Origin of the sequence: Klebsiella sp. CN_Kp088 (assembly GCF_040064335.1) — a bacterium.
In the GTDB taxonomy this organism is placed as follows: Bacteria; Pseudomonadota; Gammaproteobacteria; order Enterobacterales; family Enterobacteriaceae; genus Klebsiella; species Klebsiella aerogenes.
Map to the genome: position 1 here is coordinate 16985 of NZ_JBEAIQ010000021.1, position 15549 is coordinate 32533.

Annotated in this window: 11 protein-coding genes; 4 read left to right on the forward strand and 7 right to left on the reverse strand. The window is 54.6% G+C overall.

All coding sequences use genetic code 11. The features are described 5' to 3' along the window. Positions 1-66 precede the first annotated feature (66 nt). From pflB to ABLV08_RS10740, 6 genes are all read right to left on the reverse strand, one after another. Complete coding sequence (gene pflB / locus ABLV08_RS10715) at positions 67-2361, reverse strand: formate C-acetyltransferase (protein ID WP_015705832.1); 2295 nt, start codon at positions 2359-2361, stop codon at positions 67-69. 33 nt (positions 2362-2394) lie between these two features. Next, positions 2395-3603 (reverse strand): propionate kinase, encoded by a 1209-nt coding sequence (tdcD, locus tag ABLV08_RS10720; protein WP_015705833.1) that lies wholly within the window; start codon positions 3601-3603, stop codon positions 2395-2397. 28 nt (positions 3604-3631) lie between these two features. Further along, positions 3632-4963 (reverse strand): threonine/serine transporter TdcC, encoded by a 1332-nt coding sequence (gene tdcC / locus ABLV08_RS10725; protein ID WP_020078491.1) that lies wholly within the window; start codon positions 4961-4963, stop codon positions 3632-3634. A gap of 21 nt (positions 4964-4984) precedes the next feature. Then, positions 4985-5974, reverse strand: coding sequence for a bifunctional threonine ammonia-lyase/L-serine ammonia-lyase TdcB (gene tdcB, locus ABLV08_RS10730; protein WP_015366079.1), 990 nt, complete (start codon positions 5972-5974; stop codon positions 4985-4987). Between the two features lie 94 nt (positions 5975-6068). Further along, entirely contained in the window at positions 6069-7007 is a 939-nt protein-coding gene (gene tdcA, locus ABLV08_RS10735) for a transcriptional regulator TdcA (RefSeq protein ID WP_015366078.1), read from the reverse strand. Positions 7008-7599: 592 nt separating this feature from the next. Beyond that, the gene (locus ABLV08_RS10740) at positions 7600-8736 is read right to left on the reverse strand and encodes an MFS transporter (protein ID WP_032708452.1); all 1137 of its coding nucleotides are present in this window, start codon (positions 8734-8736) and stop codon (positions 7600-7602) included. Positions 8737-8827: 91 nt separating this feature from the next. On the opposite strand from ABLV08_RS10740, the gene ABLV08_RS10745 reads away from it, so the two are divergent. From ABLV08_RS10745 to ABLV08_RS10755, 3 genes are all read left to right on the forward strand, one after another. After that, complete coding sequence (locus tag ABLV08_RS10745) at positions 8828-9598, forward strand: helix-turn-helix transcriptional regulator (RefSeq protein ID WP_015705836.1); 771 nt, start codon at positions 8828-8830, stop codon at positions 9596-9598. A 123-nt stretch (positions 9599-9721) separates the two neighbouring features. After that, positions 9722-11455, forward strand: coding sequence for an alpha,alpha-trehalase (locus ABLV08_RS10750; protein WP_045387480.1), 1734 nt, complete (start codon positions 9722-9724; stop codon positions 11453-11455). Between the two features lie 222 nt (positions 11456-11677). Continuing rightward, complete coding sequence (locus ABLV08_RS10755) at positions 11678-13798, forward strand: TonB-dependent siderophore receptor (RefSeq protein WP_045387483.1); 2121 nt, start codon at positions 11678-11680, stop codon at positions 13796-13798. A gap of 46 nt (positions 13799-13844) precedes the next feature. Here the strand turns inward: ABLV08_RS10755 and emtA are convergent, their stop codons facing one another. Next, positions 13845-14456: a membrane-bound lytic murein transglycosylase EmtA gene (gene emtA / locus ABLV08_RS10760; protein WP_015366071.1), complete on the reverse strand. Its 612-nt coding sequence runs from the start codon at positions 14454-14456 to the stop codon at positions 13845-13847. A 95-nt stretch (positions 14457-14551) separates the two neighbouring features. Between emtA and ldcA the strand changes: the two genes are divergently transcribed. Continuing rightward, a complete protein-coding gene (gene ldcA, locus ABLV08_RS10765) occupies positions 14552-15466 on the forward strand; it encodes a muramoyltetrapeptide carboxypeptidase (protein WP_047048676.1) in 915 nt (304 codons plus the stop codon). The last annotated feature ends 83 nt before the right edge of the window (positions 15467-15549 follow it).

A 15549-nucleotide genomic window follows, 5' to 3' on the forward strand; every position in this document is an offset into this window, starting at 1 on the left:
TGTAGTGAAGACCAGGTTTCATAGCCACGAAAAAAATGGGGCGACCATGATCGTCGCCCCGTTGCGTTACAGCGCCTGGGTGAAGGTTCGCGAAATGACATCCTGCTGCTGTTCGTGGGTCAGCGCATTAAAGCGCACCGCATAGCCAGAGACGCGGATGGTCAGGTTCGGATAATTTTCCGGATGAGCTATGGCATCCAGCAGCATCTCGCGGTTCATCACGTTGACGTTCAGATGCTGACCGCCCTCGATCCGCTCTTCGTGGTGGAAGTAGCCATCAAGCAGACCGACGAGGTTGGTTTGCCGGACGCTCGCCTCTTTGCCTAACGCCGCCGGGACAATCGAGAAGGTATAAGAGATTCCGTCCTTCGCGTAGGCGAACGGCAACTTAGCCACGGAAGTCAACGAAGCGACCGCCCCTTTACGATCGCGGCCATGCATCGGATTTGCCCCCGGCGCAAACGGCGTACCGGCGCGGCGGCCATCCGGGGTATTACCAGTTTTCTGACCGTACACCACGTTTGAGGTAATCGTCAGAATCGACTGCGTCGGCACCGCGTTACGGTAGGTCGGCAACACCTTAATTTTCTTCATGAAACGTTCAACGAGATCGCAGGCGATACTATCAACGCGCCGATCGTTATTGCCGTACTGCGGATAATCGCCTTCAATCTCAAAATCGATCGCCAGGCCGCTGTCGTCACGGATGGGTTTCACCTTCGCGTGCTTAATAGCCGAAAGCGAATCCGCCGCCACCGACAGACCGGCAATCCCGCAGGCCATGGTGCGGTATACATCGCGGTCGTGCAGCGCCATCAGCGAGGCTTCATAACTATATTTATCATGCATGTAATGAATGATGTTCAGCGCGCTGATGTACTGCACCGCCAGCCAATCCATAAAATGATCGAGGCTGGCCATCACTTTGTCGTAATCCAGCACGTCGTCCATCAGCGGTGCGGTTTTCGGCCCGACCTGGATTTTGAGTTTCTCATCCACCCCGCCATTGATTGCGTACAGCAGCGTTTTGGCGAGGTTGGCGCGCGCGCCGAAGAACTGCATCTGTTTGCCGATGACCATCGGGCTGACGCAGCAGGCAATGGCGTAATCATCACTGTTGAAATCGGCGCGCATCAGGTCATCGTTTTCATACTGTAGCGAGGAAGTGACGATCGAGACCTGGGCGGCGTATTTCTTAAAGGCAATCGGCAGCGCTTCAGACCACAATACGGTAAGGTTAGGTTCCGGCGCCGGGCCCATGGTGTGCAGCGTATGCAGATAGCGGAAAGAGTTTTTAGTCACCAGCGTGCGGCCATCCAGCCCCATCCCGCCAATCACTTCGGTTGCCCAGATGGGATCGCCGGAGAACAGCGTGTCGAATTCCGGCGTACGCAGGAAACGCACCATGCGGATCTTCATAATGAAGTGGTCGATCAGCTCCTGGGCCTGTTGTTCATTGAGGATCCCGGCGTGGAAGTCGCGCTCGATATAGATATCGAGGAAAGAGGCAGTGCGCCCCAGCGACATCGCGCCGCCGTTTTGCGATTTCACCGCCGCCAGATAGGCGAAGTACAACCACTGTACCGCTTCCTGGGCGTTGCGCGCCGGGCGGGAGATATCACAGCCATATTTCGCCGCCATCTCCTGCATTTGCAGCAGCGCGCGGCGGTGCTCCGCCAGCTCTTCACGCAGACGAATAGTGGCTTCCAGATCCTGCCCGCGCTCGAGCGTTGCCTGCAGATCGGCAAACTGCAGCTCACGTTCACGCACCAGGTAGCGAATGCCGTATAGCGCCACGCGGCGGTAGTCGCCAATAATACGCCCGCGGCCATAGCCGTCCGGCAGGCCAGTCAACACGCCGGATTTACGGCAGCGCAGCATATCGGGCGAATAGGCGTCAAATACCCCCTGATTGTGGGTTTTACGCAGCTCGCTAAACAGATATTCAAACTGGCTATCCATTTCCCGGCCATAGGCATCAAACGAGCTTTTAATCATGTTAATGCCGCCAAACGGATGTAGCGCGCGCTTGAGCGGTTTATCCGTTTGCAGACCGACAATTTTCTCCAGCGCCTGGTCGATATAGCCGGCATCGTGAGCGGTAATGGTGGTGGCGATATTGGTATCAAAATCAACCGGCGCGTGGGTGGCGTTCTCTACGCGAATGCCGGCCATCACTTTTTCCCACAGCGCGGTCGTCGCCGGCGTCGCCTGTGCGAGGAACGATTCATCCCCGGTATATGGCGTATAGTTGTGCTGAATAAAGTCACGGACATTAATTTCTTCTTTCCAGTCCGTACCGTTAAATCCGTGCCATGCTTCGGCGTACAGCATATCGCTGGTATCGATATTTACCTTCATGAAAAATAATCTCTCTACAGGACAACAACGTAATTAAGCAAATTCCAGGGATGCATTAATTTTGCCTAAATGAATAGCATCGAGCGCAATCATCTTCTCTTCATTGGTGGGTATGACTGCAGATATCACTCGAGCCTCGCGGGAAGAGATAATGCGTTCACCGGCGGAGTTGGGTTGTTTATTTAACGCATCGTTCAGGCTGACGCCAAATACCGCTAAATGCTCAATCACCAGTTGGCGGATTAATACCGAATTTTCGCCGATGCCGCCGGTAAAAATAATCGCGTCAAGGCGGCGTAGCGAGGCGGCATGGCCGGCAATGTGGCGGGCAATACGATGCACAAAGGTTTTAATCGCCAACCGCGCGCGTTCATGCCCCTCATGCCAGGCTTTTTCCAGCACCCGCAGGTCGGATGACAATCCGGATATCCCCAGCAGGCCGGACTCCTTATTCACCACGCGCTCCAGATCGCTGAGCGTCTGGTTAGTTTCGCTGGCAATCCACGCCATCGCGCCAAAATCGACATCCCCGCTGCGGGTGCCCATCATCAGGCCTTCCAACGGCGTCATGCCCATCGAGGTGTCCACGCTGTGGCCGTTGCGTACCGCGCAAATCGACGCGCCGTTGCCAAGATGAGCAATGACCAGCCCGCTATCCTGCTCGGGTAAATCAAGCAGCGCCAGCGCGCGCTGAGCCACATAACGGTGCGAGGTGCCGTGGAAACCATAGCGACGCACGCCCAAGCGCTGGTAATAGTCCCACGGCAGGCCGTAAAGAAATGCCTCTGGCGCCAGCGTTTGATGAAAGCTGGTATCAAACACCGCCACCTGCAGTACACCGGGGAATAACTGCTGCGCTGATTCAATACCGCTGAGATTGGCGTAATTATGTAGCGGCGCCAGCGGCGACACCTGGCGAATATTGTCGATAACGTCATCGGTAATGATCACCGATTCGGTAAATATGCTGCCGCCGTGCGCGATACGGTGGCCAATTAACGCCACGCTATCAACTAAATCGCGTTTTTCTAATTCAAATGCGATCGCCTTCAATGCGCCCTCATAGCTGCGGTGAGCCAGCTTAGCCGGCTCTCCCCCATTTATTGACAGGAACGCATTTTCAGAATTAATGCCATCTGCAATACCAGCCATTAATACTTCACAGCTGGCGGCATCAAGTACTGAAAATTTAATTGAAGACGAGCCGCAGTTAATGACCAGTACTACCGGATATTCATTCATGTCATCACTCCGCTCGTCCTGAGCTTAATTAAAACAGTTTGTAAACGATGTTCAGAATGGTCAGCAGACCGATTACCGTGACGAAGACGTTGTCCAGGCGGCCGCGATATTTCGCCAACGATGGCGCTTTACGAATGGCGTACATCGGCAGCAGGCACAGCAGTGAGGCAATAATCGGCGCGCCCATCGCTTCAATCAGGTCGAGAATGTTCGGGTTGGCGTAGGCGACAATCCACGTTGAGCCCATGATAAAAATCATGCTGATGGTGTTGAGCTTGCCGCTGGAAACGCGGGTTTTATCGCCTTTGTAGCCAAACTTCAGCACCAGACCGTTCAGGCCTTCCAGCGTGCCGAGATAGTGGCCGAAGAAAGATTTGAAAATCGCCACCAGCGCAATGATTGACGCGCCATATTCAAGCACCGTGGCAAAGGTGGATTTGGTGCCGGACAGCGAGGCGAAGTGGTTCGCCAGGTATGAGAGCACCGGGATATTCTGCGCCTTGGCATCGGCCATATTCTGCGGCGACAGCGTAAACAGGCAGCTGAAGGCAAAGAACATTACCACGGCCACCATCAGCATGCTGGCGCGAGAGATAATCTGTGAACATTTGCGCTCGGTGAACTCGCGACCAAACTCTTTTTCATACTCTTCGCGCTTGGAAACCACGAATGAAGAGACAATAGGCGAGAAGTTAAACGAGAACACCATAATCGAAATACCCAACCAGACGGTAACCAGAATGCCATCGTGACCGGTTAGCGAAATCTCGCTTAAATTGACCTGATCGATAACCGCGGAGTTCCAGTAAGGGATCAGCGACAGCGAAATCAGCACCAGGCTGGCGATAAATGGCCATACCAGATAGCTCATCACTTTCACCATCAGGTCTTTACCGAACCAGATGACGAACGCCATTAGCAGCAGCAGGAACAGCGCGACAAAACCGCGGTTCAGCGCCGGCAACTGCAGCTGGTTTTCCCAGAAGGTCATAAAGGTATTAGTGATTGTCACGCCGTAAATCCACAGCAGCGGGCAAATCGCAAAGAAATAAAGGAAGGTAATCACCACCCCGCCGGTTTTACCAAAGTGCTCCTCTACCGTTTCGGTGATGTTGCCGGAAGGATTTGAGCCGGAAAGGCACAGCCGCGCCAGCGCCCGGTGGCAATAGAAGGCGATCGGGTAGGCCAGCACTAACATTAGTAAGATGGGGATCAGGCCGCCGAAGCCGGCGCGGATCGGGAAGAATAATACCCCGGCGCCAATGGCGGTGCCGAATAAGCCCAGGGTCCAGGTGGTGTCCGATTTGCGCCAGGACGACTCTTTTGTCTGGCTGGATACAATGCTATCTGTAGTACTCATATCCTATCCTCATCAAAAAGATTAAGCGTCAACTAAACCAGTAATTTGCGATACGCGAGACAGATCGATATTACCGCCGGAAATAATGCTGACGGTTTTTCGGTTCTGAATATAGCTATCCAGCTTACCGCTTAATAATGCGGCACAGGCTAACGCCCCGGCCCCTTCGGTAATGACTTTATTGCGTTGAATAAGTGCGACCATACTATTGCGAATTTCATCTTCGCTGACCAGCACAATATCGTCGACTAATTCACGCACGATCTGATAGGTAATATTTCCCGGACGAGAAACGTCGCAACCGTCAGCAAGGGTGGCATTAGTGCGATGATTGGTAATTTCTCCGGCGTAATACGAGGCGGCCATGCCGTGAACGTTTTCCGACTGTACGCCAATAATACGAATAGTCGGGTTAATCGATTTAATCGCCACCGCGATGCCGGCAATTAAACCGCCGCCGCCAATCGGCACAATAACGTTATCGACATCATATAAATCCTCCATGATCTCGAGACCAATAGTCCCCTGCCCGGCTATCACTTTCGGGTCATCGTAGGGAGGAATAAATATACGCCCTTCCATTTCGACAATTTCGCTGACTTTGGCGATAGTGTCGTTAAAGTTATCGCCATGTAGCACTACTTCCGCCGAATAGTCGCAGGTGGCGGCAACTTTCGATTTTGGCGCGCCTTTCGGCATCACCACTTTGCCGTCAATACCGAGCATAGCGCAGGAGAGCGAAACGCCCTGCGCATGGTTACCGGCGGAACACGCCACCACGCCTTTGCGCTTTTCGGCATCGGTCAGCGAGCTGAGTTTATTAAACGCGCCGCGAATTTTAAAAGAACCGGTGCGCTGCATATTTTCAAACTTAAGGAATATTTCGCCTTTGCATCGTTCACTGAAATAATTTGAGCGCGGCATCCCCGTTTTATATATTTTACCTGCCAATCTTTTTTTCGCTTCGAGGATATCTTCAATAGCAACCGGAAGATCGTATGTAATATGCATGAGAACCTCTTAACCTGGAATTAAAAAATAGCGTTAATGGGCAGCGATTGATAAACAGATCGCAGCTTAATTTTCAATCAATACAAAAAGACAATTAGTCCACGGTAATTAATTGTCGTCGTCGGCAGCCGCTATGGGCTGAATATTCTTTCGCTAATTCAACTAACGCCGAGGCCGCGCTTTTAATGCGATAATTTTTCGACCACACTGCAGCATAATGCGCCACCGGTAACGCATCCTCGACAGGAATGGTAATAAATTGATTAGAGCCAAAAGGTGCGGTCATATCACAAGGAATAACCGTCAGGAAATCAGCATTGAGAACAAGATTATAAATAGTAACGACAGAGTCTGTTTTAACGATGTTTTCATTGTTGATGCCGCTGCGTTGAAGCGTGGCGAGGAGTTCACTGTAGTAACCCATATTAGTTTGCGGCAATACCCACTGTTCGTGCTGTAACGATGCCAGCGTGGCACTGCCGCTGCGCGTTCGCGATTTGCTGGCCACCAGCACGAACTCCGATTCAAATAGCGGTTCGACATGCAGATCGTGCAGCTTCATCTCATCGCTCAACGTGCCGATGGCGAAATCGAGACGGCCATCGCGAATCGCCGGCAGGAACGATGAAAGCTGCGCTTCGTACATCGAGACCTGTGCTTTGGGAAATAACTTTTTGAATTTATGGATCATATCCGACATAAAAGTGAAGCCGATCAGCGACGGGAAACCGAAAGAGACGTCAACGACGGTGCTGCAGGTCATGCTGTTCATTTCGTTAACCATATTTTTCATTTCGCGGGTAATCGACTCCGACCAGCTCAACAGCACCTGTCCGGCCTCCGTCAACGTAACACCGGTATTTTTACGGACAATAAGCTCAGTGCCGAAATAGTCTTCAATATCATTAATCGTTTTACTGACTGCAGGTTGAGTTAATCCTAACTCTTTCGCTGCCGAACCAATCGAACCACTTCTGATCACCTCCTGGAATACAACCAGGTGCTGAGTTTTAGGGAGCGGAATAGTATTCATATTGGTTATCCACGTTAATGACTTTGTTGACGGCGGAAAGTGTATCAAATGATGATCCGATGGTTGTGTGAGACCACTCACAAAGCACTTTCACCTATAATCAACCTCATCCATGAAACAAAACAAAGCAATTAAAATCAATAAGATAAAAACAAAAACATGAAATTAAGCATGATTTTAGTCAAAGAAACATGAGGGGATAAAAAATATTTATGGGGATAAAAAAGGTTAATTTTTAAGCTAAATGCGAGCAGGGAAAGGGTAATTTTCAAGCAATAAAAGGAGATATTTCACATTAATTCCTGATTAAAACTCAGGTGTAAACAATCAAATAAAATGAGAAAACTGTATTTATTTCGATTTATTACGGGATGAGGTCACAATTTTTCGCTTTATTTGTATGTAAAGATATATTTAATTAATTAAGTTGAAAACAAAAACAAACAATGAATTATCATTTACAACATTATTTTAACCTCATTTTTTAGCTATTTTATAGCAGGTAATTCCTTGATTAAAATCAATATCGATTTTTCATCCACTCACAAACCTGCTAAATAGTGATTTGTGCTAATCATCACAAATCCAGAAACTAATCATCAATGTATCGCAGATAACACCAACCGGTTAACGCGCAAATCACCGCACAGATAGCCAACGCGACGCCGAGCGATTGCCCCCACCCCACGAATGCCAGCCCCAAGCCGATAACCAAATAATAGGTCAGGCCGAACAGCGCTCCGGCGCTACCACGACAATCAGCGTAGTCGCTAAGCGCCGTTCCCAGCACTACGGGGATCGCCATGGCATAGGCTGTCGCCACTGCGATCATCGGCAGCAAAAAGAACCATGAATCCGCTAACAGGCATACGCCTGCGCTGGCGAGCAATAACAGCAGACCGGCACAGATAAAAATAGGCCGCTGCCCTGCTCCACGTCGCAGCAACAAACGATTGCCCTGCGCGCCAACCAACGCCCCTGCCGCCAGCGCCATGCCGCTATAGCCAAAGGTCCGCGCATCCAACCCCAGGCGGGCAAAAAGGAAAGGCCCCTGGCTGTAATAGCTGAACAAACCGATATTCAATGCCGCCACCAGCGCCACCGCAAAACGGATTTTCGCATCCGCCAGCATGCGCAGCATTAACGGCCAGAGCGCCTGATCCCCCGTTCGCGGCGGCCGGGTTTCCGGCATGATCACCGCGCACAGCAGCAACAGCGCCGCCGCCAGCAACGCCAGTGCGCCGAAGACGCCGTTCATTCCGCGCCAGGCCGTCAGCACGCCGCCAAGATAAACGCCAATTGCCGGGCTGATAGCCAGCGCCATGCCGACAAAAGAAAAGATCGCCGCCAACCTCCGGCCATCAAACGCATCCCGCAGCACCGTTTGCCCAACCACCGACCCGATTGCCGCGCCGAAAGCCGCCACGATACGAGCCGCCAGCAGTACGCTAAAATCTGGCGCCGCCAGCGCCAGCATACAACCTGCGGTATACACCGCCAGACCGAGCAATAACGCCGGCCGCCGCCCGCGCCGGTCGCTGAACCAGCCCCAGAACAGCACGCCAACGGCAAAGCCGATAAAATAGACCGCCAGCGTCTGCGCCGCATCGGCGGCGCTAACGGAAAAATGGGCGCTGATATCAGTCAGCGCCGGGCTATAGATAGTTTCCGCGATTTGCGGAAACATGAGTAATGCGGTAACCAGCGCCATCGCCGAACGACTTAACATATCCACCTCCCTCGTCAAAGGCGCCATTGTAGGGAGCGGCAAAAACGGCGATTATAAATATAATGACATTTAACATCGAGAATCAGACATTATGGCATGGCTCAGCGCGGATGCATCCTTTGACCCTGATACGCTCAGTGCGCCGCTGATTGGCGTGCAATCCACGCTTAACGGCGATCATGACGACGGTCTGCATCGTCATCAAATGGGGCAGATGTTATTTACCCGTCAGGGTTGTATCCGGCTGACGCTAAATGATGGCGCGCTATTGTGTATGTTACCGCCGACCCGCGCGGCGTGGATCCCCGCAGGCGTGACGCACCGCGCCCAAATGCAGCACATCGTTGATTACCGTTCGGTGTGGTTCGCCAATACGCATTATCCCGAGCTACCCGCCGCCCCGGCCATCCTCAACGTTACCCCGCTGCTGCGCGAGTTGCTCGAACGCATTAGCGCCAGCCTGTGGGATACTGACTGGCAACAGGGTCCGGCCCGGCACCTGGCGGCGCTCTGCGTGGCGGAAATCGGCGCGGCAAAACATGAGCCGATGATGCTAACGCTGCCGCAGGATAAACGTCTGCGCCATCTCAACGGCCATGGGCACCCGCCGCAGCTTCAGCAACTGGCGGCGCAATGCGGCGCCGGAGAAAAGACCATCAGCCGCCTGTTTCAACGTGAAACCGGCATGTCATATCAGCAGTGGCGCCAACAGTGGCGGTTGATGAAAGCCGTTGAGCTATTGGCCAGCGGTCAACGCATTACGGATGTCGCCCAGGCGCTGGAGTTTGCCAGCGATAGCGCCTTTATCTACTTTTTCCGCAGCCAGACCGGCAAAACCCCCGGACAATACATCGCAAGGTAAATAGTCTGTTTTCGGCCAAAATGTTAACTCCAACACGCGAAGCGGCCGATATTCGGCTAAGGTTTTCTGATGGCCGTTCGCAGTGGCGCGAAGTCAGCAAAACGCAAAAATGGAGAATTATCGATGACGAGATCGGTTCTACGTCGCCCGGAAACCCTGACCTACCTTATTCAACTGGCACTGGGAGGCGCAATATTAAGCCTGGCGACATTCGCCGCGCAGGCAGATGACAACACCTCCCCGGTACCGCAATCGCCTGATGAACTATTAGGCCCGCTGTTTAACGACGTGCAGAGCGCGAAACTATTCCCTGACCAAAAAACCTTCGCTGATGCGGTACCGAACAGCGATCCGCTGATGATCCTTGCCGACTATCGAATGCAAAAAAGCCAGGCCAGCTTCGATCTGCGCCATTTCGTTGAGATCAACTTCACCCTGCCGCGTGATAACGATCAATACGTGCCGCCGAAAGGACAAACCCTGCGTCAACACATCGATGGGCTATGGCCAGTTTTAACCCGCAGCACCGTCGAGGTCGAGAAATGGGATTCGCTGCTGCCGCTGCCGAAACCTTATGTGGTACCCGGTGGACGCTTCCGCGAGGTTTATTACTGGGATAGTTATTTCACCATGCTGGGCCTCGCCGAAAGCGGGCACTGGGATAAAGTGGAAGACATGGTGGCCAACTTCGCTGCCGAAATAGACCGCTGGGGCCATATTCCAAACGGCAACCGCAGCTACTATCTGAGCCGTTCGCAGCCGCCGTTCTTCTCCTTTATGGTTGAGCTGCTGGCCAGCCACGATGGCGATCGGGCGCTGAAGACCTGGCTGCCGCAGATGGAAAAAGAGTATCGCTATTGGATGGAAGGCGCCGATGCGCTAACGCCCGGCAAAGCCAATAAACGCGTGGTGCGTATGGAAGATGGCGCGCTGCTTAACCGCTACTGGGATGATAACGATACGCCGCGCCCGGAGTCCTGGCTGGACGATGTCACCACCGCCAAAAACAATCCTAACCGCCCGGCCACCGAAATCTATCGCGACCTACGTTCCGCCGCGGCTTCCGGATGGGACTTCAGCTCTCGCTGGATGGATAATCCGCAGCAATTGGGGACTATCCGCACCACCAGCATCCTTCCTGTCGATCTCAATGCGCTGATGTTCCACATGGAAAAAACCATCGCCCGCGCCAGTAAGGCCGCTGGCGACAGCGCCAAAGCCGGACAGTACGATGCGCTGGCGAACGCCCGTCAGAAAGCGCTGGAAAAATATCTGTGGAACGATAAAGAAGGCTGGTATGCCGATTACGATCTGAAGAGCCATAAAGTCCGTAATCAGCTGACCGCCGCGGCGCTGTTCCCGCTGTACGTCAAAGCGGCCTCCAGCGAACGCGCCGCGAAAGTCGCCGCCGCCGCCGAAAGCCGCCTGCTGAAGCCCGGCGGCCTCACCACGACCACGGTCAATAGCGGCCAGCAATGGGACGCGCCAAACGGCTGGGCGCCGCTGCAGTGGGTGGCGGTGGAAGGCCTGCAGAACTACGGTCAGAAAAAGGTGGCCATGGAGGTCACCTGGCGCTTCCTCAGCAACGTCCAGCACACCTATGACAGCAAGCAGAAGCTGGTAGAGAAATATGACGTGAGTTCAACAGGTACCGGCGGCGGCGGCGGTGAATACCCGCTGCAGGACGGCTTTGGCTGGACCAATGGCGTGACGTTAAAGATGCTCGACCTGGTTTGCCCGCAGGAAAAACCGTGCGATGCCCTGCCGGCGACCCGGCCGACGCAGACAGAAAGCGCCACCGGCCAACAGCCAGCCGCGAACGATGCCGTGGCGGCTGCGGAGAAAAAAGCCCAGTAATCCCCCTGCGCGCGGCGATATCTTCGCCGCGCTTTTCCATCGACGTCACCCCATCATCCGCTCGACAGCCAGCAAAATGTCTTCTTGCTCTGAGGAGGACTATTTTGCTTGATCATGCAAAAGCAAACGATAATAATTCGCATTATTTTTAACGAAAAAGCATTTCGTTTATTTCCGCGGCGGCGCACAGGAGTGCCAGACCGCGCTATTCAGGATTATGGCATGATCTCCTCTGTTTACTTCAAACGCTCCGCGCTGGTGTGCGCCCTCGCGGCCGCCTTCCCTCTCGCCGCGCAGGCGGAAGATACTCTAATCGTTACCGCAAAGCCTGACGACTCCGCCAGCGCGCAGACACAAGGCTATAGCGCCAAAACGTCAACCGGCGCCACGAAAACCGATCAGCCGTTGATAACTACCGCCCAGTCGGTATCGGTGATCACCCGCCAGCAGATCGCCGATCAGGGCGCCAATACCGTAAGCCAGGCGCTCCAGTATACGCCGGGGGTTTATTCCAGTTTTGGCGGCGGCGCGACGCGCTTTGATACCATCTCGCTGCGCGGCTACCACGGCGGTGACGTCGATAACCTGTTCCTTGACGGCATGCGCCTGATGAGCGACGGCGGCAGCCATAACGTGCTGCAGATCGATCCATGGTTTATTGAGCGCGTCGACGTCATCCGCGGCCCCTCTTCCGCCCTTTATGGTCAGAGCGTACCGGGCGGGGTGGTCAATTTGACCTCCAAACGGCCGCAGTTCAGCCAGCAGGGTCACTTTCGCCTGACCGGCGGCACGCAAAATACCAAGGGCGCGGCCTTTGACTATACCGACGCCATCAATGACCAGTGGGCCTGGCGGCTCATCGGCATGACCCGCAGCAGCGATACGCAGTATGACCATACCCGCGAAGAGCGCTACGCGATTTCGCCTTCCTTGCTGTGGCAACCGGATAGCGATACTTCACTGCTGTTGCGCGCCTACCTGCAAAAAGATCCCTCAGGCGGCTACCACGGCTCTCTGCCGCTGGATGGCACCCGTTACGCGCACAACGGCCGTAAACTTTCACCCAGCACCAATGAAGGCGATCCGGGCGATGGCTACCAGCGCCGCGAACAGATCTACAGCTACGAGTTCAACCACCAGTTTAGCGATGTCTGGTCGGCCTACTCCGCGGGCAGCTATACCCATACAAATGTCTCGCTGGATCAGGTTTATCAGGTTGGCTGGGTAGGTGACAGCGACATGCTTTCCCGCGGCTACAGCGGTTCCCGCGGGTCGCTGGACGCCTGGTCAACCGATAACCGCCTGCGCGCCGATTTCGCCACCGGTGAACTGACGCATACGCTAATCCTCGGCGCTGAGTATCATCGCTTCCGCAACGATTTGTGGACCGGCGCCGGCAACGCGGCGCCGCTCAACCCGTTCACCGGCTATACGCCGCAAACGGGGCATACCATCACCTACAGCGATAATAATAATCGCCGTTATTACCAGACCGGGCTTTATCTGCAGGATGAGATGGTATGGAACCGCTGGCATCTTGATGTTTCCGGGCGCTACGACCGCATCGTTTCACAGCAGGTTAGCGACACCTCAGGCACGTCGAACCGCCGCTCCGACGATCACATCAGCGGCCGCGCCTCGCTGCTGTACGCGCTCGATAACGGCCTTTCGCCCTACTTAAGCTACAGCCAGGCGATTACCCCGGCGATGCTGCCGGGCGCCGATGGTACGTTATTAAAACCTACCACCGCCGAACAGGTGGAAGCAGGCCTGAAATTCCAGCCGCCGGGCAGCAGCGATTTGTATAGCATCGCGATATACGACTTGATGCAAAAGGATGTCGCCACCCGCGACCCGAACATTGCCACCGCCACCTATATTCCCGCCGGGAAAGTGCATTCGCAGGGCGTAGAGCTGGAAGCACATAACCAGATTACGCCGCAATTGAGCACTATTGCCTCTTATACCTGGAATCGCCTGCGCTTCCAGGACACGAAAGACGGCACCGATAGTAATACGCCGCAGCTGTCGCCAGATCAGATGGCCTCTTTCTGGGCGCGCTATCAATTGCCGGCGGGCATTACTGTTGGCGCGGGCGTGCGCTATATCGGTAAACAGTGGGCTGATGACGCCAATACCGAACGTTTACCGTCAGTCACCCTGATAGATGCGATGGCGCGCGCCGACCTCGGAGCGTGGTCGACAGCGATGAAAGGCGCCTATATCCAGGTTAACGCGAATAATATCGGCGATCGCGAATATCTTTCCGGCTGCTACGGCACCGGCAACTGTTACTGGGGGGCTGAACGCAGCGTCACGGCAACCGTGGGCTACGATTTCTGACAACGTTGCCTCCGGGAACCTCCCGGAGGCAACGCAAGGATAGGAATTACATCGCGTCCAGCGCTTTCTGCAGTTTCCAGATATAGCGCGGCGCCTGTGGGGCAGGATGCTTTTTCGCCACGTGTTCAAAGAACTCATCGGCATCGAGATCGTTAATCTCGTCAATAGCGTCCTGGCGATTCGACGAGAAAGTACGCAGCAGCGCGCCCGCGCCGTTAGCATAAGAGACCACCACCGCATAGCGCATCACCTGCGGGTCCTTAATCCCCGCCAGCGGGCCGTTTTCCAGAATACTCAGGTAAGCGGCCCCCATCGAGATATTGCGCTCTGGGTTCTTCAGTTCGCTTACCGAAGGCTGACCACGCCACCCCATCCGTTGATAGACATCACGCCCGGAGGTCGACGGCTTCAACTGCATCAGTCCTACCGCGCCGGATTTGCTGACCACCGAAGGATTACCGCCGGACTCAATCGCGATGATCGCCGTTATCAGCTGCGGGTCTACCCCCCACGCGGCGCCGGCTTTTTCGCTGATCGGCATCCACTGCATCGACCGCTTCACCGGGACTTCCGGGTTCCACGGCGGATTGGTGTAATCGTGCTTCGAGCTACAACCGGCCAACAATACAAATAAAAAAACAAACCATCTCAATTTCACACATCTATCCTTATTGGCTGAAGTTTGCCGCACGGAGATGACAATACACGTTCCAGGCGGCATGATAACCCTTTCATTCTTTGCAAGGAATTGCCATGTCTCAGTTTTATCTGGTCGCCCCTTCCGGTTACTGTATCAATCAACAGGCTGCGGCCCTTGGCGTGGCCCGTCTGCAGGAGGCCGGTCATCAGGTACTGAACCAACAGGCGATCTCCCGTCGACAGCAGCGTTTCGCCGGCAGCGACAGCGAACGCCTGGCCGATATTAACCAACTTGCGGCCCTCGAGGGAAAAAACCGCATCGTGCTGGCGGTACGCGGCGGCTATGGCGCCACCCGGTTACTACCGCAAATCGACTGGCAGGCATTGTCCGCGCGCCAGCGGCAGGATCCGCTGCTTATCTGCGGCCACAGTGATTTCACCGCCATCCAGATGGGACTGCTGGCTAAAGCCAACGCTATCAGCTTCAGTGGGCCGATGTTAGCGGGCAATTTCGGCGCTGAAACCCTGAATGCGTTTACTGAACATCACTTCTGGCAGGCGCTGCGCGAACCGGAGTTTACCCTCGAATGGCAAAGCGATGGCCCAACCTGCCGCGCCGAAGGCACCCTGTGGGGCGGCAATCTGGCGATGGTCACGTCGCTCATCGGCACGCCGTGGCTACCGCAGATTGACGGCGGTATTCTGGTGCTTGAGGATATCAACGAACACCCGTTCCGCGTAGAGCGTATGCTGCTGCAGTTGCTCAACAGCGGGATCCTTGCCCGCCAGCGGGCCATTGTGCTCGGCAGCTTTACCGGGGCGCAACCCAACGACTACGACGACGGTTACGATCTACCCACCGTCTACGCCTGGCTACGTCAGCAACTCGCCATCCCGCTGCTCACCGGACTCGAATTCGGTCATGAACAGCGCACCGTGACTTTGCCTCTCGGCGCACGGGCACGGCTGGTCAACAACGCCTCTGTCGCAGCGTTAACGATAAGCGGCCATCCGGTGCTGGCGGAATAAAAATTCCTCTGCGCGAGTATCCTGAAAACGCGCGGATTGTTAAAATGGTGTAATTTTCACCCCTTCACGCTGACAAGGAGTAC

Bases quoted from the DNA above. Each gene is read 5' to 3' on its own strand.
- ABLV08_RS10755 (WP_045387483.1), top strand. From the start codon at position 11,678: ATGATCTCCTCTGTTTACTTCAAACGCTCCGCGCTGGTGTGCGCCCTC.
- pflB (WP_015705832.1), bottom strand. From the start codon at position 2,361: ATGAAGGTAAATATCGATACCAGCGATATGCTGTACGCCGAAGCATGG.
- tdcA (WP_015366078.1), bottom strand. From the start codon at position 7,007: ATGAATACTATTCCGCTCCCTAAAACTCAGCACCTGGTTGTATTCCAG.
- ABLV08_RS10745 (WP_015705836.1), top strand. From the start codon at position 8,828: ATGGCATGGCTCAGCGCGGATGCATCCTTTGACCCTGATACGCTCAGT.
- ABLV08_RS10750 (WP_045387480.1), top strand. From the start codon at position 9,722: ATGACGAGATCGGTTCTACGTCGCCCGGAAACCCTGACCTACCTTATT.
- tdcB (WP_015366079.1), bottom strand. From the start codon at position 5,974: ATGCATATTACATACGATCTTCCGGTTGCTATTGAAGATATCCTCGAA.
- tdcD (WP_015705833.1), bottom strand. From the start codon at position 3,603: ATGAATGAATATCCGGTAGTACTGGTCATTAACTGCGGCTCGTCTTCA.
- tdcC (WP_020078491.1), bottom strand. From the start codon at position 4,963: ATGAGTACTACAGATAGCATTGTATCCAGCCAGACAAAAGAGTCGTCC.
- ldcA (WP_047048676.1), top strand. From the start codon at position 14,552: ATGTCTCAGTTTTATCTGGTCGCCCCTTCCGGTTACTGTATCAATCAA.
- ABLV08_RS10740 (WP_032708452.1), bottom strand. From the start codon at position 8,736: ATGTTAAGTCGTTCGGCGATGGCGCTGGTTACCGCATTACTCATGTTT.